The organism is Blastococcus sp. SYSU DS1024 (assembly GCF_054050795.1).
In genome coordinates this window covers 1-21,792 of sequence record NZ_JBJHAA010000007.1, presented here as the reverse complement: position 1 = coordinate 21,792, position 21,792 = coordinate 1, and the positions used below count along the sequence as shown (strand labels likewise).

21 protein-coding genes and 1 pseudogene are annotated in these 21,792 nt (G+C 75.9%); 7 read left to right on the top strand and 15 right to left on the bottom strand.

The genetic code is table 11. The features are described 5' to 3' along the window. Positions 1-6: 6 nt before the first annotated feature. From ACI79S_RS08345 to ACI79S_RS08330, 4 genes are all read right to left on the bottom strand, one after another. Positions 7-1,677: an FAD-binding dehydrogenase gene (locus ACI79S_RS08345; protein WP_456592981.1), complete on the bottom strand. Its 1,671-nt coding sequence runs from the start codon at positions 1,675-1,677 to the stop codon at positions 7-9. A gap of 101 nt (positions 1,678-1,778) precedes the next feature. Next, entirely contained in the window at positions 1,779-2,189 is a 411-nt protein-coding gene (locus tag ACI79S_RS08340; protein ID WP_456592980.1) for a hypothetical protein, read from the bottom strand. 29 nt (positions 2,190-2,218) lie between these two features. After that, positions 2,219-4,054: an ABC transporter ATP-binding protein gene (locus ACI79S_RS08335; protein ID WP_456592979.1), complete on the bottom strand. Its 1,836-nt coding sequence runs from the start codon at positions 4,052-4,054 to the stop codon at positions 2,219-2,221. Beyond that, positions 4,051-5,826 (bottom strand): ABC transporter ATP-binding protein, encoded by a 1,776-nt coding sequence (locus ACI79S_RS08330; RefSeq protein WP_456592978.1) that lies wholly within the window; start codon positions 5,824-5,826, stop codon positions 4,051-4,053. The genes ACI79S_RS08335 and ACI79S_RS08330 overlap by 4 nt, the downstream gene beginning before the upstream one ends. A 120-nt stretch (positions 5,827-5,946) precedes the next feature. Here ACI79S_RS08330 and ACI79S_RS08325 point away from each other — a divergent pair, with 120 nt between their 5' ends. Continuing rightward, positions 5,947-6,558 (top strand): TIGR03085 family metal-binding protein, encoded by a 612-nt coding sequence (locus ACI79S_RS08325; RefSeq protein ID WP_456592977.1) that lies wholly within the window; start codon positions 5,947-5,949, stop codon positions 6,556-6,558. A 19-nt stretch (positions 6,559-6,577) separates the two neighbouring features. Here ACI79S_RS08325 and ilvD read toward each other — a convergent pair. Beyond that, positions 6,578-8,415 (bottom strand): annotated as a pseudogene (gene ilvD / locus ACI79S_RS08320) (dihydroxy-acid dehydratase). A gap of 77 nt (positions 8,416-8,492) precedes the next feature. Here ilvD and ACI79S_RS08315 point away from each other — a divergent pair. Beyond that, the gene (locus tag ACI79S_RS08315) at positions 8,493-9,323 is read left to right on the top strand and encodes a helix-turn-helix transcriptional regulator (RefSeq protein WP_456592976.1); all 831 of its coding nucleotides are present in this window, start codon (positions 8,493-8,495) and stop codon (positions 9,321-9,323) included. On the opposite strand, the gene hisF is transcribed toward ACI79S_RS08315, so the two are convergent. From hisF to ACI79S_RS08295, 4 genes are read right to left on the bottom strand one after another with little or no spacing between them, the layout of a single operon-like run. After that, positions 9,320-10,117, bottom strand: a complete 798-nt coding sequence (gene hisF / locus ACI79S_RS08310; RefSeq protein ID WP_456592975.1) for an imidazole glycerol phosphate synthase subunit HisF — start codon at positions 10,115-10,117, stop codon at positions 9,320-9,322. The genes ACI79S_RS08315 and hisF overlap by 4 nt on opposite strands. Further along, positions 10,114-10,506, bottom strand: coding sequence for a RidA family protein (locus ACI79S_RS08305; protein ID WP_456592974.1), 393 nt, complete (start codon positions 10,504-10,506; stop codon positions 10,114-10,116). Before ACI79S_RS08305 ends, hisF begins: the two co-directional genes overlap by 4 nt. Further along, positions 10,503-11,249 carry a bifunctional 1-(5-phosphoribosyl)-5-((5-phosphoribosylamino)methylideneamino)imidazole-4-carboxamide isomerase/phosphoribosylanthranilate isomerase PriA gene (gene priA, locus ACI79S_RS08300; RefSeq protein ID WP_456592973.1) on the bottom strand — a complete coding sequence of 249 codons (747 nt, stop codon included), beginning with the start codon at positions 11,247-11,249 and terminating at the stop codon, positions 10,503-10,505. Before priA ends, ACI79S_RS08305 begins: the two co-directional genes overlap by 4 nt. Positions 11,250-11,287: 38 nt before the next feature. Beyond that, complete coding sequence (locus ACI79S_RS08295; protein ID WP_456592972.1) at positions 11,288-12,127, bottom strand: helix-turn-helix domain-containing protein; 840 nt, start codon at positions 12,125-12,127, stop codon at positions 11,288-11,290. 38 nt (positions 12,128-12,165) lie between these two features. Here ACI79S_RS08295 and ACI79S_RS08290 point away from each other — a divergent pair, with 38 nt between their 5' ends. The 4 genes from ACI79S_RS08290 (at position 12,166) to ACI79S_RS08275 (ending at position 15,053) form a co-directional block, all read left to right on the top strand. After that, the gene (locus ACI79S_RS08290; RefSeq protein WP_456592971.1) at positions 12,166-12,714 is read left to right on the top strand and encodes a TIGR03086 family metal-binding protein; all 549 of its coding nucleotides are present in this window, start codon (positions 12,166-12,168) and stop codon (positions 12,712-12,714) included. 29 nt (positions 12,715-12,743) lie between these two features. Continuing rightward, a complete protein-coding gene (locus ACI79S_RS08285; protein WP_456592970.1) occupies positions 12,744-13,358 on the top strand; it encodes a nitroreductase family protein in 615 nt (204 codons plus the stop codon). 56 nt (positions 13,359-13,414) lie between these two features. Beyond that, the gene (locus ACI79S_RS08280; protein ID WP_456592969.1) at positions 13,415-14,662 is read left to right on the top strand and encodes a hypothetical protein; all 1,248 of its coding nucleotides are present in this window, start codon (positions 13,415-13,417) and stop codon (positions 14,660-14,662) included. Positions 14,663-14,756: 94 nt separating this feature from the next. Next, positions 14,757-15,053: a hypothetical protein gene (locus tag ACI79S_RS08275; protein ID WP_456592968.1), complete on the top strand. Its 297-nt coding sequence runs from the start codon at positions 14,757-14,759 to the stop codon at positions 15,051-15,053. A 58-nt stretch (positions 15,054-15,111) separates the two neighbouring features. Here the strand turns inward: ACI79S_RS08275 and ACI79S_RS08270 are convergent, their stop codons facing one another. From ACI79S_RS08270 to ACI79S_RS08255, 4 genes are all read right to left on the bottom strand, one after another. Continuing rightward, a complete protein-coding gene (locus tag ACI79S_RS08270; RefSeq protein ID WP_456592967.1) occupies positions 15,112-15,780 on the bottom strand; it encodes a response regulator transcription factor in 669 nt (222 codons plus the stop codon). Further along, a complete protein-coding gene (locus ACI79S_RS08265; protein ID WP_456592966.1) occupies positions 15,777-17,360 on the bottom strand; it encodes an ATP-binding protein in 1,584 nt (527 codons plus the stop codon). Before ACI79S_RS08265 ends, ACI79S_RS08270 begins: the two co-directional genes overlap by 4 nt. Before the next feature lie 3 nt (positions 17,361-17,363). Further along, a complete protein-coding gene (locus ACI79S_RS08260; protein ID WP_456592965.1) occupies positions 17,364-17,672 on the bottom strand; it encodes a hypothetical protein in 309 nt (102 codons plus the stop codon). Between the two features lie 84 nt (positions 17,673-17,756). Next, positions 17,757-20,090 (bottom strand): M20/M25/M40 family metallo-hydrolase, encoded by a 2,334-nt coding sequence (locus ACI79S_RS08255; protein ID WP_456592964.1) that lies wholly within the window; start codon positions 20,088-20,090, stop codon positions 17,757-17,759. Between the two features lie 92 nt (positions 20,091-20,182). Here ACI79S_RS08255 and ACI79S_RS08250 point away from each other — a divergent pair, with 92 nt between their 5' ends. Further along, positions 20,183-20,947 carry an SDR family NAD(P)-dependent oxidoreductase gene (locus tag ACI79S_RS08250; protein WP_456592963.1) on the top strand — a complete coding sequence of 255 codons (765 nt, stop codon included), beginning with the start codon at positions 20,183-20,185 and terminating at the stop codon, positions 20,945-20,947. Positions 20,948-20,957: 10 nt separating this feature from the next. On the opposite strand, the gene hisH is transcribed toward ACI79S_RS08250, so the two are convergent. After that, entirely contained in the window at positions 20,958-21,596 is a 639-nt protein-coding gene (gene hisH, locus ACI79S_RS08245) for an imidazole glycerol phosphate synthase subunit HisH (RefSeq protein WP_456592962.1), read from the bottom strand. Positions 21,597-21,660: 64 nt separating this feature from the next. Next, a partial coding sequence (locus ACI79S_RS08240; protein ID WP_456593139.1) for an integrase core domain-containing protein occupies positions 21,661-21,792 on the bottom strand: 132 nt, incomplete at its 5' end.

Below are 21,792 nucleotides of genomic sequence, written 5' to 3'. Positions count from 1 at the left end.
CGCCCGTCACAGGGCGGCCGCGAGCGCGCGACCCGCGACCCGGCCGGAGAACAGGCAGCCGCCGAGGAAGGTGCCCTCCAGCGAGCGGTAGCCGTGCACACCGCCACCACCGAAGCCGGCCACCTCACCGGCGGCGTAGAGCCCGCTGAAGACCTCCCCGCCGGGCCGTAGCACGCGGCCGGAGAGGTCGGTCTCCAGCCCGCCGAGGCTCTTGCGGGTGATGACGTTGAGCCGGACGGCGACCAGCGGCCCGGCCTCGGGGTCGAGGATGCGGTGCGGCGGGGCGACCCGGATCAGCTTGTCGCCGAGGTAGTTGCGGGCGCCGCGGATCGCGGTGATCTGCAGGTCCTTCGTGAAGGTGTTGCCGACCTCCCGGTCGCGGGCCACGATCTCCCGCTCCACCTGCGCGAGGTCGAGCTCCGGAGCGCCGCCGGTCACGCGGTTCATGCCCGCCACCAGCTCCGGCAGGGTGCGGGCGACGACGAAGTCCTCGCCCCGGTCCAGGAACGCCTGGACGGGGCCGGAGACGCCGGCCTTCACCCGGGTGGCGAGCAGCCGGAGGTCCTTGCCGGTGAGGTCGGGGTTCTGCTCGGAGCCCGAGAGGGCGAACTCCTTCTCCACGATCTTGTGGGTGGCGACGAACCAGGTGTGCTCGTGGCCGGTCTGCCCGATGTGCGCGAGCGTCCCGAGCGTGTCGAACCCGGGGAACAGCGGCACCGGGAGCCGCTGGCCGGTGGCGTCGAGCCACAGCGACGACGGGCCGGGGAGGATGCGGATGCCGTGCCGCGCCCAGACCGGCGAGTGGTTGGCGACGCCCTCGGTGTAGTGCCACATCCGGTCGCCGTTGACCATGCTCGCGCCGGCGGCCACGGTGGCCTCCTGCATCAGCCCGTCGACGTGTGCCGGGACGCCGGAGAGCAGCCGCTGCGGTGCCGGACCGAGCCGGGCCGGCCAGTAGCGGCGCACCAGGTCGTGGTTGCCGCCGATGCCGCCGGAGGTGACGACGACGGCCTGCGCGGAGAGCTCGAACTCCCCCACCTCGGCCCGTGAGCTGGCCTCGCCGCGGGCCACGCCGCTGGGCTCCAGCACCGCGCCGCGGACACCGGTCACCGCGCCGCCGCTCACGACGAGCTCGGTGACCCGGTGCCGGAAGCGCAGCTCGACCCGGCCCGCCGCGACGGCCGCCCGCACCCGGCGCTCGAACGGGGCCACCACACCGGGACCGGTCCCCCACACGATGTGGAACCGCGGCACCGAGTTGCCGTGCCCGGTGGCCGTGTAGCCACCGCGCTCGGCCCACCCGACGACCGGGAAGAACCCGATGCCCTGCTCCTTGAGCCAGGCCCGCTTCTCCCCCGCGGCGAACTGCAGGTAGGCCTCGGCCCACTGGCGGGGCCAGTGGTCGCTGTCGCGGTCGAAGCCGGCGGTGCCGAACCAGTCCTGGCGGGCCAGCTCCAGCGAGTCGCGCACCCGCAGCCGGCGCTGCTCGGGCGAGTCGACGAGGAACAGGCCACCGAAGGACCACCACGCCTGCCCGCCCAGCGACGCCTCGGGCTCCTGGTCGACCAGGATGACCCGCTTGCCGGCGTCGGCAAGCTCGGCGGTGGCGACCAGGCCGGCCAGGCCCGCCCCCACCACGACGACGTCCGCCTCGGAGCTGTGCGTGTCGGTGCTCACGCCCCGACGCTAGCGGGCGCGAACCCGTCCGCGCCGTCCCCCCGCGGGGCGACGCGCGGGTGGCCGGCGGACAGCCGCACGGGGCAGGACCGGGCCGGCGGTCAGGAGGGCCCTGTCCGGGTGGCCACGTGGTCGCGGACGGCCGGGCTGAGGCACAGCCCGAGCACGCCCAGCAGCGCGACGAGGAGGACCGCCATCGCCACCGCGATGCGATTGCCGTCGGCCGCCGCCCCCACGAGCTGCCACGCCACGAGGACGGCGGACAGCGCGCTCGCCGCCGCGAGCAGTCCGCGGCTGCGACGGCGCAGGAGCTGCACGGCCCCCGCGGCCAGCAGGACAGCGGCGCCCGCGGGCAGCAGCGCCCAGCCCCAGCCACCAGCGCCCGTGTCGAGGCCGGCCAGCGCCCGGATGATCACCGCCGCCCACAGCAGCGGAAGGGTGCAGAGCAGGGCCAGGACGGCCGCCACCACCGCGGGACCGCGCCCCCGTTGCCCCGCTCCGCTGCCAGGCATGCGGCCACGCTAGCCGCTGGCGCGCCCGATCAGCCGACCGGCTCGGGTTCGCCCGCGGACGAGCGGCGCCAGGATGCGTGCAGCCGGGCGTAGGGCCCGTCGGCGTCCACGAGCTCCGCGTGCGTGCCGCGCTGCACGACGTGCCCGGCGTCGACGACGAGCACCTCGTCGGCCCGCTCGGCGGTGGAGAGGCGGTGCGCGATGGTCAGCGTGGTGCGGCCGGCGGTGAGGGTGTCCAGCGCGCGGGTCAGCCGCTGCTCCGTGGCCGGGTCGACGGCGCTGGTCGCCTCGTCGAGCACCAGCAGGTCGGGGTCGGCCACGTACGCGCGGGCGACGGCGACCAGCTGCCGCTCGCCGGCCGACAGCGACTCCCCGCGCTGCCCGACCGCCGTCCCGACGCCCGCCGGCAGACCGGCGACCCACGCGCCGAGGCCCAGGTCGTCGAACGCGGCGACGACGTCGTCGTCGGTCATGCCGGGGCGGCCGTAGCGCACGTTGTCGGCCACGGTGGCGTCGAACAGGAACCCGTCCTGCGGCACCATCACCACCCGCGCGCGCAGCGAGGCGAAGGCGACGTCGGACAGCGGCACCCAGCCACCGGCGTCGGAGCCGAGCAGCACCCGCCCTCCGGCCGGGTCCATGAGCCGGGTGACGAGCTTGGCGAACGTCGTCTTCCCCGAGCCGGTCTCCCCCACGATCGCCACGCGGGTGCGCGGCGCGATGGTCAGGTCGACGTCGTCGAGCGCCGCCCGCGCGCCGGGGGCGTAGCGGAAGGTGACGTGCTCGAAGCGGACGCCCAGCGGCCCGGCCGGCAGCTCCCGCACCCGGTCGGGGGCGGCGACGGCGGGGTCGCGGACGTCGGGCTCGGTGTCGAGCACGTCGAGCACCCGGCGGAAGCCGGCGACGGCGTTCTGCGCCTCGTTGAGCACCTCGCTGGCGGTCTGCACGGGGGCGACGAAGAGGGTGACCAGGAAGAGGAACGCGACGAGCGTGCCGGGGGTGATGTCGCCGGCCAGACCCAGCAGCACGCCGACGACCACGACGGCGGCGTTGGCGATCGCGGCGACGAACTCGCCGCTGACGAACACCGCGGCGGTCACCTTCTGCGCATCGACCTGGGCGCGGTAGTGCCGGTCGATGGCGGCGTCCAGCCGCGCGGCGGTGCGGGCGCGCACCCCGTAGGCCCGCACCGTCGGGGCGCCGACCACCGACTCGGAGACCGCGGCGAGCACGTCGCCGACGCGCTCCCGGACCACGCCGTAGACCTGCACCAGCCGGCGGGCGAACCAGCGGACGGCGAACACCAGGGGGACGAAGCAGAGGAGCACCAGGAGCGTGAGCTGCCAGGAGTAGACGAACATGACGGCGGTGGCGACGACGAGCTGCCCCACGCTGACCAGCCCGAGGACACCGCCCCACTGCATGAACACCGACAGCTGGTCGACGTCGCTGGTCACCCGGGAGACGAGCGAGCCGCGCCGCTGGCCCTGCTGGTGCAGCACGGAGAGGTCGTGCACGTGCCGGAACGCCCGCACCCGCAGACCCGCCAGGGCGGTCTCGGTCGTGCGGAACAGCCGGACGTTCATCCGGTAGACCGCGACGGCGGTGAGCACCACGACGAGGGCGCAGCCGGCGACCACCCAGGCGACCAGCCCGAGATCGGGGCCGGCGGGCGCACCCAGGCCGCGGTCGATGACCTGCTGCACGGCGATGGGCACGACCACGCGGCCGGCCGTGGCGACCAGGGCCAGGGCGAAGGTGACCGGCAGGCCGCGCCGGAACTCCGGCATCATCCGCAGGCCGCGTCGCAGCGTGGCCAGGGCCCCCTCGGGCGCGCGGTCGTCGAGCCGCGTCGCGGCGGTCACGCCGGCACCTCCGCCTGCGCGTAGGCCTGCACCAGCGCCGTGTACCCCGGCACCTCGGCCAGCAGCTGCTCGTGGGTGCCGCGGGCGACGGCGCGGCCGTCCTCGAACCAGACGACCTCGTCGGCCAGCGCGATCGTGGCCTGCCGGTAGGCGACCACCACCACGGTCGTCGGCCTCCCGCTCCGCCGCAGCGCGTCGAGGATGCGCGCCTCGACGGCGGGGTCCACGGCGCTCGTGGCGTCGTCGAGCACCAACAGCCGGGGGCGGCGGACCAGGGCGCGGGCGAGCGCGAGCCGCTGCCGCTGGCCGCCGGACAGGGACGCGCCCCGCTCGCCGACCCGGGTGTCCAGGCCGTCGGGCAGCGCGGCCACGAACTCGTCGGCCGCCGCCACGCGCAACGCCGTCGCCACCTCGTCGTCGTCGAAGGGGGCGCCGAGGGTGACGTTGCCGCGCACCGTGTCGTCGAAGAGGAAGGCGCTCTGCGCGACGAACGCCGCCTGGCCGTTCACCTCGCCCTCCCGCAGCCGGCGCAGGTCGACCCCGTCGAGCAGCACCCGGCCGTCGGCCGGGTCGACCAGGCGCACCAGCAGGCCGGCGAGCGTGGACTTGCCCGACCCGGTGGGGCCGACCACGGCCACGGTGCGGCCGGCCGGCACGTCGAAGGTGACGCCGGTCAGCGTGGGACGGCTGCCCCCGTCGAACGTGAACGCCACGTCGCGCAGGGCCACCGCGGCGCCGCCGGCGCCCGCGACGGCGGCGTCCGGCCCGTAGGGCGTCTCCCCGGTCGCCTCGAGGACGGGGGTGACCCGGTCGAACCCGGCCAGCGCACGCGGCAGGTCGGCGAGCACCCAGCCGATGGCCCGGATCGGCAGGGCGAGCAGGGTGAACAGGTAGGCGATCGACACCAGGTCCCCGGCGTCGGTGGCGCCCTCGGCCACCCGGCCGGCGCCGATGAGCAGGACGGCGAGGGTGCCGAGGTTCGGCAGCGCCTCCATCATCGGGTCGAAGAGCCCGCGCACCCGGCCGACGGCGATCAGCCCGTCACGCAGCTCCTCGGCCCGGGCGGCGAAGCGTTCGGTCTCGGTGTCCTCGCGGCCGAGCGTCTTCACCACGAGCGCCGCGTCGAAGCTCTCGTGCGCGATCTCGCTGACCTCGGCCCGCAGCTGCTGGGCCCGCTGCATCCGCGGGCTCATCACCTGCGAGTAGACGGCGTTGGCTGCGAACACCAGCGGGAACACCACGAGTCCGACCAGCGCCAGGAGCGGGTCGGTGAGGACGAGCGCCACGCTGGTGATGGCGATCATCACCAGCGCACCGCAGGCGAACGGCAGCGGCGCGACGAAGAACCACGCCGACTCGACGTCCGAGTTGGCGTTGGAGAGCAGCTGCCCCGTGGGGTGGCGCTGGTGCCAGGAGAGCGGCAGCCGCAGGTACTGGCCGGTCACCCGGCGGCGGTACTCGGCCTGCAACCGGTAGCTCATGACGCCGGCGAACAACCGGCGGCCCAGGATGCCGACGATCTTCAGCAGGGCGACGCCGAGGATCGCGACGGCGGCCAGGGTGAGGGCGGCCGCGGTGGTGGCGCCCTCGTCGAACGAGGGCAGCAGCACGCGGTCGGTGATCTCACCGATGACGTAGGCGCTGGCGACCGTCATCGCGCCGTAGAGGCTGCTGGCCAGCAGCGCGAGGGTGAACATGCCCGGCTGCTCGGCGATCGCCCGCCGGACGTGACGCAGCCCCCGTCGGACGACGGCGTCTCGGCGGCGGGACACGGAACTCCTCGGGGTCGGTGCAGGCACCTGGATGCTACGCGATCGTTAGTGGGGCTAAACGACCCCGCGCACCGGTGCACGCCGGGTTTCGGGCCCGGGCTTCCTCGGTAACTCCGCCGGGTGAGCGACTCTTCCCCGTCCCTGGTCGACCGCGAGCGCGCCGCGCTGGCCGACCTCCTCGACGAGCTCGGCCCCGACGCGCCGACCTGCTGCGAGGGGTGGACCACCGCCCATCTCGCCGCGCACCTGGCCGTGCGCGACCGGCGCCCCGACGCCCTCCCGGGGTACGGCCTGGAGATGCTGCCCGGTGGTGCGCGCCTGGCGTGGTGGTCGCACCGGCTGGAGGACCGGCTGCGCGAGTCGACGCCGTACGCGGAGGTGGTCGACCAGGTGCGCAGCGGGCCGCCGGCGTGGTCGCCGATGACGCTGCCGGCCGCCTCCAAGGCGTTCAACGTGTCGGAGTTCGCCATCCACCACGAGGACGTCCGCCGCGCCCAGCCCGGCTGGGAACCGCGGGTCCTCCCCCGCGAGGAGCAGGACCAGCTGTGGGCCGGGCTTGGGCTCTACGCGCGCCGCGCCGCCGGCCGCCGCGGCCTGGTGCTGCGCCGCAGCGACGACCCCGGTGCGGAGAAGCGGCTGGGGGCCGGCGGGCGCACGGTCACCGGCGAGCCGCTGGAGCTGATGCTGTGGGCCTCCGGCCGGCGCGACGTCGCCCGCGTCGAGGTCGGCTAGCCAGGCGCCGGTCGCCGGGTCACGGGACGAGCCGGACGGCGCCCTTGTCCGCGGACTGGGCGAAGGCGGCGTAGGCCCGCAGCGCGGTGGACACCGGGCGGCGCCGATCCCTCGGGCGGTAGCCCCCGGCGGCCTCCAGCGCCGCCCGCCGGTTCCCGAGCTCCTCCTCGCCGACCTCCAGCCGGATGCTCCGTCCCGGGATGTCGATGCTGACCGCGTCGCCGTCCCGCACCAGTGCGATGACCCCGCCCGCCGCCGCCTCCGGGGAGACGTGCCCGATGGACAGCCCGGACGTCCCGCCCGAGAACCGGCCGTCGGTCACCAGCGCGCAGGCCGCGCCGAGGCCCCGGCCCTTCAGGAACGCGGTGGGGTACAGCATCTCCTGCATGCCCGGTCCGCCTTGCGGCCCCTCGTAGCGGACGACGACGACGTCACCGGCCTGCACCGGCCGGTCAGGATGGCCTCGACGGCGTCCTCCTGGGACTCGACGACCACGGCCGGACCGCGGAAGCGCAGGATCGACTCGTCCACGCCGGCCGTCTTCACCACGCAGCCGTCGGCCGACAGGTTGCCGCGCAGCACGGCGAGCCCCCCGTCGGCGGTGTAGGCGTGCGCCACCGACCGGATGCAGCCGGCCTCGGCGTCGAGGTCGAGGCCCGCCCACCTCTCCGACTGCGAGAACGCCGCCGCCGAGCGCCGGCACCCCGGTGCCGCGTGGAAGAGCTCGACCGCCTCCGGCGTCGCCCGCCCACCCCGGACGTCCCAGTCGTCGAGCCAGCCGCGCAGGTCGGGGCGGTGCACCGATCGGACGTCGCGGCGCAGCAGCCCGGCGCGGTCCAGCTCGCCGAGGATGGCGGGCACGCCTCCGGCGCGGTGGACGTCCTCGACCAGGTGGACGCCGTTCGGCGCGACCCTGGCCAGGCACGGCGTGCTCCGGGAGATCCGGTCGACGTCGTCGAGGGTGAAGTCCAGCTCCGCCTCGGCGGCCGCGGCCAGCAGGTGCAGGATCGTGTTCGACGAGCCGCCCATGGCGATGTCCAGGGCCATCGCGTTCTCGAAGGCCGCGCGGCCGGCGATCGCCCGCGGCAGCACCGAGGCGTCGTCGCGGTCGTAGTAGGCCCGGACCAGCTCCATGACCGTGGTGCCGGCCGCCTCGTACAGGCCGCGGCGGGCGGTGTGGGTGGCCAGCGTCGTCCCGTTGCCCGGCAGCGCGAGACCGAGCGCCTCGGTCAGGCAGTTCATCGAGTTGGCGGTGAACATGCCCGAGCACGAGCCGCAGGTCGGGCAGGCGTTCTCCTCGATGCGGCCGAGGTCGGCATCGGTCACCGACGGGCTGGCCGAGTCGGCGATCGCCGAGACCAGGTTCAGGCCGGTGCGGACCGTGCCGTCCACCAGGGTCGCCGTGCCGCCCTCCATCGGACCGCCGGAGACGAAGACGGTCGGGATGTCCAGCCGCAGCGCGGCCATGAGCATGCCGGGGGTGATCTTGTCGCAGTTGGAGATGCAGACCAGCGCGTCGGCGCAGTGGGCCTGCACCATGTACTCGACCGAGTCGGCGATCAGGTCGCGGGAGGGCAGCGAGTACAGCATCCCGCCGTGGCCCATGGCGATGCCGTCGTCGACCGCGATGGTGTCGAACTCCCGCGGCACGCCGCCGGCCGCGGAGACGGCGTCGGAGACGATCCGGCCGACCGGCTGCAGGTGCCTGTGACCGGGGACGAACTCGGTGAAGCTGTTGGCGACGGCGACGATCGGCTTGCCGATGTCGTCGCCGTCGACGCCGGCCGCGCGCAGCAGCGCCCGGGCTCCGGCCATGTTGCGGCCGTGGGTGACGGTGCGGGACCGCAGCTCTGCCATGCGGCCAGTCAGCCACCCGGGGGCGGGAACGGGGTAGACGCTGCCGGTGCTAGCAGTGGCGGTACTAGGTTCGCCGCGTGACCCAGGAGGCGCGGCGCCGGGAGCTCGGCAGCTTCCTGCGCAGCCGGCGGCAGGCGCTGTCCCGGGCGGACTTCGGGCTGCCGGACCCGCCGCGCCGGCGCAGCCCCGGCCTGCGGCGGGAGGAGGTCTCGGCCTTCGCCGGGGTGAGCGTCACCTGGTACACGTGGCTGGAGCAGGGGCGGGACATCCACCCCTCCCGGCAGGTGCTCGAGGCCCTTGGCCGGGTGCTGCGGCTGACCACCTCGGAGCTGCACTACCTGCTCTCCCTCGGTGGCTTCGCTCCCGGCGCGCCCGACGGTGACGCGCCCGTCCTGGACGCCGCTCCCCCAGCCACCCAGCGGTTCCTCGACAGCCTCTGGTTCCCCGCCTTCGCCGTGGCCGCCGACTGGACGATCGGCGGCTGGAACGCCGCCTACGCCGCCCTCTACGCCCGGATCGACGGCCTCCCGCCCGCCGATCGGAACCTGCTGTGGGTGGTGTTCACCGACCCGCACCTGCGCGAGATGCTCCCCGACTGGGCCGAGGACAGCCGGCACTTCGTCGCCGAGTTCCGCGCCGAGTCAGGTCGGCGGCTCGGCTCCCCCGGCCACTCGGCGCTCATCGCCCGCCTCTCCGAGGCCAGTCCCGAGTTCCGGGAGCTGTGGGGCGACCTCACGGTCGAGGGGTTCACCTCCCGCCGGCGGACGTTCGTGCACCCCACGGCCGGCACCCTGGAGTTCGAGCAGCACCGGCTGGCACCGGCCGACCACCCCGACCTGCAGGTGGTGGCCTACGTGCCCGACCGGGGCAGCGGTACGGCCGCCTGGTTCGCGGGCCTGTCGCCCTAGCCCCCGAGCGGGTGGTCGGCCTCGCGCCGCACCGGGACGCCGGCGCCGGCGAGGGCGCCCTTCACGTCGCCGATGCGCAGCACGCCGAAGTGGAAGACGCTCGCGGCCAGCACCGCGTCGGCGCCGGCCGCGACCGCGGGCGGGAAGTGCTCGACCGCGCCCGCTCCCCCGCTGGCGATCAGCGGGACGGCGACCTCGCGCCGCACCTGGGAGATCAGGTCGGTGTCGAAGCCGGCCCGGGTGCCGTCGGCGTCCATCGAGTTGAGCAGGATCTCCCCCACACCCAGCTCCGCGGCCTGCACGCACCACTCCACGGCGTCGCGGCCGGTGCCCCGGCGCCCGCCGTGGGTGGTGATCTCGTACCCGGAGTCGGTGACCGCGCCGTCGCGCACCCGGCGCGCGTCCAGCGACAGCACGAGCACCTGGCTGCCGAAGCGGTGCGCGATCTCGGCGATCAGCTCGGGCCGGGCGACGGCGGCGGTGTTCACCGCGACCTTGTCCGCCCCCGCGCGCAGCAGCTTGTCGACGTCCTCGACGCCGCGCACCCCGCCGCCGACGGTGAGCGGGATGAAGACGCTCTCGGCGGTGCGGCGGACGACGTCGTAGGTCGTCTCCCGGTTCCCGGAGCTGGCGGTGATGTCCAGGAAGGTCAGCTCGTCGGCGCCCTCGGCGTCGTACACCCGGGCCATCTCCACCGGGTCGCCGGCGTCGCGCAGGTCGACGAAGTTGACGCCCTTGACCACCCGCCCGGCGTCGACGTCGAGGCACGGGATCACGCGCACGGCGAGCGTCATGCCGCGGGCTCCCGCACCGCGTCGGCCTCGATCTCCACCAGCAGCTCCGGGTCGATCAGCGCCGACACCTCGACCATCGTCGACGCCGGCCGGATGTCGCCGAACACCTCGCCGTGCGCACGCCCGACCTCCTCCCAGCGGCTGATGTCGGTGACGTACATCCGGGTGCGGACGACGTCGGCGAGGCCGAAGCCCGCGCGCTCCAGGGAGCGCTCGATGGTGGCCAGCACCTGCCGGGTCTGCGCCGCGGCGTCGCCCGGGTGGGCGACGACGCCGTCGACGACCGCCGTCGTCCCGCTCACCCAGGCCGTGTCGCCGCGGACCACGATCCGGCTGTAGCCGACGACGGGCTCCCAGGGGTTCGCCGACCCCAGGTTGAGGACCGTCACGCCTGGGCTCCGTCGCCGTCCCCGGAGGCGACCCGCAGCGCCTCGGGCAGGGTGAACTGGCCGGCGTAGAGCGCCTTGCCGACGATGGCGCCCTCGACGCCGATCGTCGTCAGCCCGGCCAGGGCGCGGATGTCGTCGAGCGAGCTGACCCCGCCCGAGGCGATCACCGGCCGCGCCGTCGCGGCGCAGACCTCCCGCAGCAGGTCGAGGTTCGGCCCCTTGAGCGTGCCGTCCTTGGTGATGTCGGTGACGACGTAGCGGGCGCAGCCCTCGGCGTCGAGGCGGGCGAGGGTCTCGTACAGCTCCCCGCCCTCCTGGGTCCAGCCGCGGGCGGCCAGCCGGGTGCCGCGGACGTCGAGCCCGACGGCGATCCGGTCGCCGTGCTCGGCGATCGCCCGCGCGCACCACTCCGGCGACTCCAGGGCAGCGGTGCCGAGGTTCACCCGGCGGCAGCCGGTGGCCAGTGCGGCGGCCAGCGAGGCGTCGTCGCGGATGCCGCCGGAGAGCTCCACGTCGACGTCGAGCTCGCCCACCACCCGGGCCAGGAGCTCGCGGTTGGACCCGCGCCCGAAGGCGGCGTCGAGGTCCACCAGGTGCACCCACTCGGCGCCGTCGCGCTGCCACTGCAGCGCGGCGTCGAGGGGGTCGCCGTAGGAGGTGGCGCTCCCGGCCTCCCCCTGCACGAGACGGACGGCCTGGCCGTCGGCGACGTCGACGGCGGGGAGCAGCTGCAGCTTCGGCACGGCGACCAGCGTAGGGACCGCCCCCGCCGGCGTCGGCGTCAGCTCCCCCGCAGGTACCGGGCGGCGAACCGGCCGGGGGTCATGGCGGTCACCCGGGCGAAGTCGCGGGTGAAGTGCGCCTGGTCGGCGTAGCCCAGCGCCGCCGCCACCTCGCCGAGGTTCGCCGGGGTGCCGCGCAGCCGCTCGGCGGCCTCCTGCAGCCGGCGGCGCTGGATGAGCCACTTCGGGCTCAGCCCGAGCCGGCGCCGCACCAGCCGCTGGAGGGCCCGCTCGGAGAGGTCGAAGCGCTCGCAGACGTGGGCCACGCGGACGACCTCGCGGTCGCCCTCGACGAAGGCGACGACCTCGTTGACCAGCCGGCCCTCCTCGTCCACCGGCAGGCAGGGCCGCAGCGCGTCCCCGAACGCGGCCACGGCCGCGCCGTGGGCGTCCGGGGAGTGCGGGTCCGGGCCCATCGCCGCACGCACCCGCTCGGTCAGCCGCTCCCCCCGGTCGCCCAGGACCTCGGCGACGTCGACGTGCCGGTCGGTGAAGCCGCTCATCGGCCCGCCCGCGATCAGCGCCCCGGCCGCCGGCGCGCACATCACGCCGACCGCCCACCCCTCGCCGGTCAGCGTCGTCTCCGACAGCCCGGGGACGACGCCGTAGAACCGGGCGTAGTCCTGGGCCACGACGACCAGGGCCACCGGGTACTGCAGCACCCGCTGCGGCGCCTCCTCACCCGGCGGCACCGACCACACCGGGATCCAGAAGCGCTGGAGGAACCCGTCGAACTCCGCGGGCGCGGCGTACCGGTGCATGACGTGGGACGCGTCGCCCGGGTCTCTGAGGTGCGCCCGCTCCACGAGGTCCATCGCGCCGGGGCTGTCGGGTTCCATCAAGACCGAGCCTGCCGCACGTTCCTACGTTCCGGGGCATGAACCGCACCGCCACGAGCTACCAGGCAGCCGACCGCCCCCTCACCCAGCTCCTCGACGCCGTGCCCCCGGCCGGCTGGAGCCGCCCCTCGCCGTGCGAGGGGTGGACCGCCGCCGACGTCGTCGGGCACCTGATCGGCACGCAGCGGGACTTCCTCACCACGCACGGCGTGGACCTCGGCGGCGCACCGGATGTCGCCGCCGATCCGGCCGCCGCCTGGCGCGAGCACGCCGAGCGGGTGGCCGCGGCCGTGTCCGACGACGCCGTGCCCGCCCGGGAGTTCGACGGCTTCTTCGGGCCCACCACGGTCGGCGCCGCCTTCGAGCAGTTCTACGTCTGGGACATGGTGGTCCACCGCTGGGACGTCGCCCGCGCCGTCGGCGCCGACGCCGGGCTCACCGACGAGGAGCTGGACCGGATCGAGGCGGGCGCGGACGGCTTCGGGCCCGCCCTGCACATGGAGGGGATCTGCCGCCCCGCCGTCGAGGTGCCCGGGGACGCCGACCGCGCCACCCGCGTGCTCGCCCGGCTCGGGCGGAGCGCCTGAGCCGTACCGGCGGGTGACACGCTGACGGGGTGGAGTTCGCCGACGTCGTCCGCCGTCGCCGCATGATGCGCGACTACGACCCCGACCGCCCGGTGCCGCCGGAGGTGCGCGAGCGGCTGCTGGAGCACGCCATCCGCGCGCCGTCGGCCGGCTTCAGCCAGGGCTGGGCGTTCCTGGTGCTGGAGACCGCCGAGGAGCGCGACCGCTTCTGGTCGGCCACTGCGCCGACCCCCACCCAGCCCGGCGGCGCGCCCGACGGCTGGCTCACCCGCATGCGGCGGGCGCCGCTGCTGGTGGTGCCGCTGGCCAACAAGGCCGCCTACCTCGACCGCTACGCCGAACCGGACAAGGGCTGGACCGACCGCGACGAGGCCCGCTGGCCGGTGCCCTACTGGGACGTGGACGCCGGCATGGCCGCGCTGCTGATGCTGCTCACCGCGGTCGACGAGGGGCTGGGCGCCTGCTTCTTCGGCGTCCCCGGGGAGCGGGTCGAAGCGTTCCGGGCGGCGTTCGGTGTGCCGGCGGAGTACCGGCCGGTCGGTTGCGTCTCCGTCGGCTACCCCGGCGGCGAGGACCGCCGGTCGCCCTCGCTGCGCCGCGGCCGGCGGGGCGTCGACGAGGTGGTGCACCGGGGCCGCTGGTGAGAGCTCCCTCATCGGGGTCTCACGCGGGGCTCACCCCCGCAGCCGAGCCTGGCGGCGTGGACAGCGGCCCGCTCTGCCCGGCCAGGGTGCCCCCGTCGTGGCCGCCCTCGCTCCAGCTCCTGCTCGGTGAGCCGGCCGGCGACCTCTGGTCGGCCGTGCTCGGACCGCTGTCCGGCCGGCTCCGCAGCCTCACGGCGGCCGCGGTGACGCTGCGCCCGGACGGCGCGGCGACCGTCCGCCACACCGCCGTCGTCGACTGGGCGGACGGGCGCTCCACCCGGGAGCACCTCGCAGCGACCACCGGGGCGGCGATCCCGCCGGGAGCCGCCGTCGTCGAGGGCGAGGCCGGGGGCGGTCCGGTCGCCGTCGGTCTCTGGCGCTGGCCGCTCGACCCGGCACTGCCCGGGCTGGCCTGGGCGACGTCGGCGGCCCGGGTCGCCGAGCGGCTCGCCTCGCTCGGCATCGACGTCGGCGGCCCCCGGCTGCGGTTGCGCGCCTACCGGCCTGGCCGGCGGGCGGTCGTGGAGGTGACCTCGCCGGCCGGCCGCTGGTTCCTCAAGGTCGTCCGGCCAGCTGCGGTCGCGGACCTCGTCACCCGGCACGCCGCGTTGGGACCGGCTGTGCCGGTACCGCCCGTGCTGGCCAGCACCGGCGACGGCGTCGTCGTGCTGCCCGGGCTGCCGGGCACGCCGATGCGGACCGCCCTGGCCGGCGGTCCGGCCCGGCTGCCCGACCCGCTGGCCCTCGACGCCCTGCTCGACCGGCTGCCGCAGGTGGCGGCCCGGGCGCGCCGGTCCGCTCCGGGCGACCCGCTCCCCCGGCTGCGGGCGCACGCGGCGGTGCTCGGGATGCTGTGCCCGTCCCTGGTCCCCCGGCTGGACCGGCTCACCGCTGCGGTGGGTGCGGCCGCACGGGAGCACCCCGTGGTGCCGGTGCACGGTGACTTCTACGAGGCGCAGCTGCTCGTGGACGCCGGGGCGGTGGTGGGCCTGCTCGACGTGGACACCGCCGGTCCCGGGGCGCGGATCGACGACTGGGCCACCCTCCTGGGCCACCTGGTCCTGCTGGAGCACCTGGCCGGCGATCCCGCGCCGATCACCGACTACCGGAGCCGGGTGGCCGACCTGCTCGCGGGACGCTGGCCCGGCGGCGAGCTGGAGTCCCGGGTGGCCGGGGTGCTCGTGGGCCTGGCCACCGGGCCGTTCCGGGTGCAGCAGCCGGGGTGGGCCGCGGCGACCGAGGCCCGGCTGGCCCTCGCCGAGCAGTGGGCCGGCTGCGTCGCGGGGAGCTCTCCCGCCGGATGAGAACAGCCTCATCGCGGTCTTCCGGAGACCTCACCGGCGGCGGGCACCGTGGTCCTCGTCAGCGCACCACCACCGTTCCCGAGAGGACCGCACCATGAGCAGCACGCCCGCCACCTGGAAGATCGTCACCGTCGGCACCGCGCTCGCCGGGCTCGGCGTGGCCGGCGTCGGCATCGCCGCCGCGGACGACGGCGGGGCCTCCTCCCAGCCGCCGGCAGCCGTCACCGTCGCGGCGGATGACAGCCCCGACGCCTCGCCCGACGACGACGCCGTCGCCGATGCCTCCGCGGACACGTCGGACGGTGCCCACGACACCCCCGACGACGCCACCCCGGACGACACCACCCCCGACGACACCCCCGAGGACGACAGCCCGGACACCGACGACTGATCGGCCGGCCCGGCGGCCCCGGTCCCCGCGCGGGGGCCGGGGCCGTCGGCGGCCCGGGTCAGGCAGCGGGGAGGCGGTAGCCCATGCCGCGCACCGTCTCGATGCGGCCGGCTCCGAGCTTCTTCCGGAGGTACCGGACGTACACGTCGACGACGTTGGAGCCGGGGTCGAAGTCGTACCCCCACACGTGGCTGAGCAGCTGCTCGCGGGCCAGCACCTGTCCCGGGTGGCGCAGGAACGTCTCGGCTAGGGCGAACTCCCGCGCGGAGAGGTCGACGGTGCGCCCGTCCACGCTCGCCCGGCGGGTGCGCAGGTCCAGCGAGAGCCCGCCGACGGCCAGCACCGTGGCCGCGCCCTCGCCGTCGCGGGCGCCGGCCAGGCGCAGGCGTACCCGCGCGAGCAGTTCCTCGAAGCGGAACGGCTTGGCCATGTAGTCGTCCGCGCCGCCCTCGAGCCCGGCCACGGTGTCCTGCACGCTGTCCCGCGCGGTCAGGACGATCACGGGGACCGCGCAGCGCTCCGCGCGCAGCGCGCGCAGGACGGCGAACCCGTCCAGCACCGGCAGCCCGATGTCGAGGACCACGAGATCGAACTCGCCGCTGCGGGCGCGGTCCAGCGCGGACAGCCCGTCGCCGACGACGGCCGTGACGAACCCGTTGGCCCGCAGGCCCTTCTCGACGAACGCGGCGATCCGCGGCTCGTCCTCGGCGATCAGCACCCGGCTCACCGGGGTCCTCCCTCGGTCGGTGCGGACGGGGCGCCGGCGACCAGGGGCGGCGTCGCGAGCGAGTCGTCGACGGTGCCGCTGGTACCGGCGGGCAGGTCGGCCGGCCCGGCGTCGCGCGGGGGCGCCGGGCGGGCGGGCAGGACGAGGGTGAAGGTGGCCCCCTCGCCCGGACGGCTGTGCAGCTCGACGGAGCCGCCGTGGGCCGCCGCGATGGCCTGGACGATGGAGAGGCCGAGGCCTGCGCCGTCGCTGCGCCGGGCACCGGAGCTGCCGCGGGCGAACCGCTCGAAGACCCGCTCCTGGTCGGCGAGCGGCACCCCCGGTCCGGTGTCGTCCACCCACACCAGCAGCTGCTGCCCGCTGAGGCGGCTGCCCAGCAGGATGCGGTCCCCGGGAGCGGTGTGCTGGACGGCGTTGTCGGCCAGGGCGACGACGGCCTGGGTGAGCCGCTGCGGATCCAGCAGCAGGTCGGCACGGGCGACGGCGCCGAGCTGCCAGTCCCGGTCGCCGAGCCGCCGCACCTTGCCGAACACCTCGGCGGTCACCTCGGCGACGTCCACCGGCTGCAGGCGGACGAACTCCGGCTGCTCGGCGCGGGCGAGCAGCAGCAGCTCGGAGACCATGCGGTTCATCCGCTCGAGCTCGTCGTCGACCAGGGCGACCGTCTGGCGCACGTCCTCGGGGTCGGCCGGGTCGAGCACCTCCAGGTGCCCCCGCACGATGGTGATCGGCGTGCGCAGCTCGTGGCCGGCGTCGTCGAGGAACCGGCGCTGGGCCGCGACACCGCCCTCGACCCGGTCGAGCATCGCGTTGACGGCCACGGCGAGGTCGGTGATCTCGTCGACCGGCCGCCCGTCGACCGGGATGCGGCCGGTCAGATCGGTCTCGGTGATCCCCTGCGCGGTCGTCGCGACGGCGCGCACGGGCGCGAGGACCCGGCCGGCGACGACCCAGGCCCCGGCGGCGGCGAGCAGGACCGTCACCGCGCCGACGCCGAGCATCAGCCGGGCGGTCTCGTCGGCGGCCTGGCGTTCCTGGTCGGCGAAGTAGGCGACGACGGCGACCCCGCGGGCCGGGTCGCCCTCGAGCGTCACCGGGACGGCGAGGTAGCGGACCTCACCCGCCCCGCTGTCGTAGCGGCCGGCCGTGGTCTCGGTGACGTCACCGACCAGCTCGGTGAACTGCCGGTCCTCGCTGAGCAGCACCGGTGCCTCGATCCGGCTCTGGAAGCGGTACCGGCCGTCGACGTACCCGAGGAACTTCTCGTTGGGCCGGGCGAGGTTGTAGGTGATCACCGTCTGGAGCACGTCCGCGACCGAGGCGAAGGGTGCGCCGGTCTCCGGGTCGATGCCCGAGGCGACGATCTGGGAGAACTCCACGACCTCGGCGTCCAGCGCCACGTCCATCCGCTCGTCGGTCGCGCGGATCAGCAGCCGCCAGGTCACCAGCGTGACGAGCGCGAGCGCGAGGAACACCAGCAGGAGGACCCACGCGATGATCCGCGTGCGGGCGGCCCGGGGCACCAGCCGGTGCCGGGCGCGCTCCCACCACCCGGTCCTCGCTCGCTGCTCGTCGTTCACCGCTCAGTCGTCACCGTCGTCGTCAACGTCCGGGACGTCGTCGTCGTCCCCGGGACCGTCGTCGTCATCGTCGTCGTCATCGGGCAGGGGCGGCGGTGGGACCACGTCGGTGACCGGCGGCTGACCGCCTCCGTCCCCCGGCGCCGGCGTCACCGGCCCGGAGGGGGGATCCGCCGGGGCGGGGACGTCGATGGGTGCCGGGACCGGTCGTCCGCCCGGTGGCGTCGAACCCAGCAGCGCCCACGCCAGGGCACCGGCGAGCAGGACGGCGGCCAGGCCGGCCAGCACGGCGACCACGGGACGAGAGCGCACCCAGTCAGCCTCCGTCGCGCCGGTGTCACCACGGTGAGGGCGGGATGAGAGAACTCTCATCCCGCGAGCGCCGGGGCAGGTCGCTCAGCCGAGCTCGGTGACCGCCGTGACCAGCACGAGGTCCGCGCCGTGCGCGCCGGCGACGTCCACCCCCTCGGGCCTGGGCTCGAAGCCGGGCAGCCCGGTCAGCCCGTCGCTGCCGTCCGTGGCGCGCAGCCGCACCGGCCCGTCGCCCTCGACGGTGAAGGCCGCCTGCAGCCCGCCGCTCGGCGGCGCGTGGAAGGTGGTCCGCACCGTGTCCTCGCCCAGGGACTCCTCGGGCACGGCCCGGCCGCCGAGCCGGGCGCGGACCACGGTGCCGCCCTCGACGGCGAGGTCGAGGTCGACCAGCCGGACCCCGGGCCGCTGCGGGGTGACCCGGACGGTGATCTCGCGCCGTTCGCCGAGGACCTGGTCGGAGACGACGGTGACCTCCGGCGCCAGCAGGTCGGCGACCTCGGCCGGTCCGGTGCGCAGCTCGCGGCCGGCGAGGTACGGGAGGTCCGCGCCGAGGGTGCCGCGGCCCTCGACGAAGCGGTCGGTCCACTGCCCCGGCGTCGGCTCGGTGGTCACCCACCGGGCCCGGTCCCGGTCGGTGTCGAGGACGTAGGCCAGCCGGCTGGGGACCGGGTGGTCGGCGTCGAAGCGGTCGACCGCCAGCCCCGCGGCCACGCATGCCCACGCGGCTGCCAGCGCGACCACCGGTACGGCGGCCGCCGCCAGCCGGTCGCGCGCCCGGGCCGGCGCCGCGGGATCGGGGAACAGCAGTTCCAGCGCCGGCAGCAGGGCCAGCGCGGCGAGCACGACGGCGATCGACGGCGCGAGCGCCTGCGACATGCCGAGCGCCGGGAAGAAGAGCGCGGCGGTCGGGGCGAGGACGACCACCGCCGTCGCGCCGGTGAGCAACGCGGCGCCGACCCGGACGGCGCGCGAACGCGCGAGCACGGCGACGGTGCCGCTGAGCGCACCGACCAGGGCCGGCCAGGCGGCGAGGTAGGAGCCACCCGGCGCCACCGCGGCGAGCACCGCCGACACCACGGCGAGCCAGAACAGCGCACCCGTGGCCAGCGGGGCCGCGCCGACCGGCCGGCGCAGCAGCGCGTACCAGATCAGGACGACGGCCAGCACCACCGCGACGGCCGCCAGCCGGAACCAGCCCGGCCGCCAGGGGTCGAGCATCGTGGCGTACTCGGGGCGGATGGCGACCAGCGCCCACCACAGACCCTGTGCGGCCAGCGGCCCCGCCACGAGCGGGACGAGCGCCAGCGCCGTGGCCCCCGCGGTGCGCCGCAGCGGGCTGACCCCCCGGCGGTGCAGCGTCCAGGCCAGGCCGGCGACCGCGACCAGCGCCGCACCGGCCAGCGGCCACACCAGCCCGCCCGGGTAGCGCACCAGCAACCCGGGGAGCGGGAAGTAGGTCGCATCCTCGGCGGCGGGCTCGGCGAGGCTGGCCAGGTCCCGGTCGCCGAGCTCCCGGGCCAGCGCCAGGGTGTTGTCGCCGAGCGCCTGCAGGCTGCCGCGGTCGAGCCGTTCGGGGGTGTCCTGCGGCGTGTGGTAGGCCGCGGCCCCGTCGATGAAAGCGGTGTTCATGGCGGTGAAGCCACCGTCCTCGAGCAGCACGCTGACGTCGGTGTCGTTGGGCAGGGCCCGGTAGACCTCGACGGCGAAGCTGCTGGCGACCGGGTGGGGCGCAGCGTCGGCGAACGCCGCCGCGAGCCGGGCGTTCCCGAGCGACGTCTCGAACATGATCGGTGGACCGCCCGTGCCGCGGGCCTCCAGGTTCAGCGCCACCCCACCGCCCGCCAGCGGGTGCGAGGCCACGAAGGCCTCGGCTCCGCACAGGCAGGCTTCCTCGGCGTCGGTCAGGACGACGACGACGTCGTTGCGCAGCTGCGGGCCCTCGGTCAGCGCCCGGACGGACTCCAGCAGCGCGGCGACCCCGGCGGCGTCGTCGGCCGCCCCCGGCCCGCCCTCCACCGAGTCGTGGTGCGCCATCAGGTACAGCCGGCCGGTGGGGTCGGCGCCGGGCAGGACGGCGACCACGTTCCGCACCCGCGCCATGCGGGCCTCCCCCGGGCCACCGGCCCGGGCGCCGACGGCGTTCTGCACCCGCGTGTCCAGGCCGAGATCGGTCAGGGCGCGCACGAGCCCGTCGACCACCTCGTCGTTCGCCGGGCTCCCCGCCACGTGCGGCTCGGCCGCGATGCGCTCGACGTGCGCGAAGGCGCGGGCTGCGCTGAACTCCGTGGCCGGAGCGTCGGCCGGGCGCGGGTCCGGTGACTGGAGGCCTGCCACGGTCCAGGCGGTCAGCGCCAGCAGCAGCGCGACGACGGCCGGCCCGGCGAGCCGGCCGGGGCGGGACGGACGCTCGGCGGGCACGCGACCTCCTTCGACGGCGACCCGCGCACCCTAGGGCGGGGACGCGTCCTCGTCGGGCAGGCACGGCCGACGGCGGCTGGTTGACTGCCGCCATGAACAGCCCCGCAGCCTCCCGCGCCGTCCTCGTCACCGGCGCCTCCCGCGGCATCGGGCGGGCGATCGCGCACGCCTTCGCCGCCCGGGGTGACCGGGTGGCGGTGCACTCCGGCAGCTCCCGGGAGGCGGCCGAGCGGGTCGCCGCCCAGCTGCCCGGGGACGGGCACACCGTCGTCCAGGCGGACGTGGCCGACCCCGAGGCGGTCGGGGCGATGGTCGACGACGCGGCGACGGCGCTGGGCGGGCTCCAGGTGCTGGTGAACAACGCCGGTGTCCACACGCCCCACCCGCCGCTGGAGACGTCGTGGACCGACTGGCAGGCGGCCGTGTCGCGCACGCTGCAGGTGAACCTGGTCGGCGCGATGCACGCCACCTTCCGCGCGGTACCGCACCTGGTCGCGGCCGGCGGCGGCGCGGTGGTGAACGTGACCAGCCGGGGCGCCTTCCGCGGCGAGCCCACCACCCCGGCCTACGGCGCGGCGAAGGCGGGCCTGAACGCCTTCGGGCAGTCGATGGCCCAGGCGCTGGCCCCGCACGGGATCAGCGTGGGCAGCGTCGCCCCGGGGTTCGTGCAGACCGAGATGGCCCGCGAGATCCTCGACGGGCCCAGCGGCGACGCCGTCCGGGCGCAGTCCCCCTACGGGCGGGTGGCGCGACCGGAGGAGGTCGCCGCGGCCGTGCTCTGGTTGGCGTCCCCGGAGGCCCGCTTCTCCACCGGCACGATCATCGACGTCAACGGGGCCAGCTACCTGCGCAGCTGACCTGCGCGCCTCAGTTCAGCGTGCCGAGCCAGTTGGTGAGCAGCTGCGCGCCGGCGTCGCCGCTCTTCTCGGGGTGGAACTGGGTGGCCGACAGCGCGGCGTTTTCCACGCCCGCGACGAACCGGTCGCCGTGCTCGGCCCAGGTCACCTTCGGCTTCGCCAGCGGCGAGGGCACGCCGTCCTGGCCCAGCGGGAAGCTGCGCACCCCGTAGGAGTGCACGAAGTAGAAGCGCTGGTCCGCCAGCCCCGCGAACAGCACGCTGTCCTGCGGTGCCTGGACGGTGTTCCAGCCCATGTGCGGCAACACCGGCGCCTCGAGCGGCTCGACGACACCGGGCCACTCGCCGCAGCCCTCGGCGTCCACGCCGTGCTCCACGCCGCGCTCGAACAGGATCTGCATGCCGACGCAGATGCCGAGCACCGGCCGGCCCCCGGCGAGCCGGCGGCCGATGATCCGGCGGCCGTCGACGGCGTCCAGCCCCGCCATGCAGGCGGCGAACGCGCCCACCCCGGGGACGACGAGGCCGTCGGCGTCCAGCGCCGTCCGCGCGTCGGAGGTCACCGTCACCTCGGCGCCGACCCGCTGCAGCGCGCGCTCCGCGGAACGCAGGTTGCCCGAGCCGTAGTCGAGGACCGCCACCTTCTTCACGCCTGTCACGCTACCGACCAGCGCCGGAGCCCCTCGATGTGTTCCCCCGTGGGCGCGCGCCGGCCTAGATGTACTGCTCGGAGACGTTGGTGCAGCGGGTGATCGGCGGGAGGTTGCCGAGCGCTGTGTGGGGCCGGTGGTTGTTGTAGTGGTGCAGCCAGCCTGACAGGGCAGCCCGGCGAGCGGTCTCGGAGGT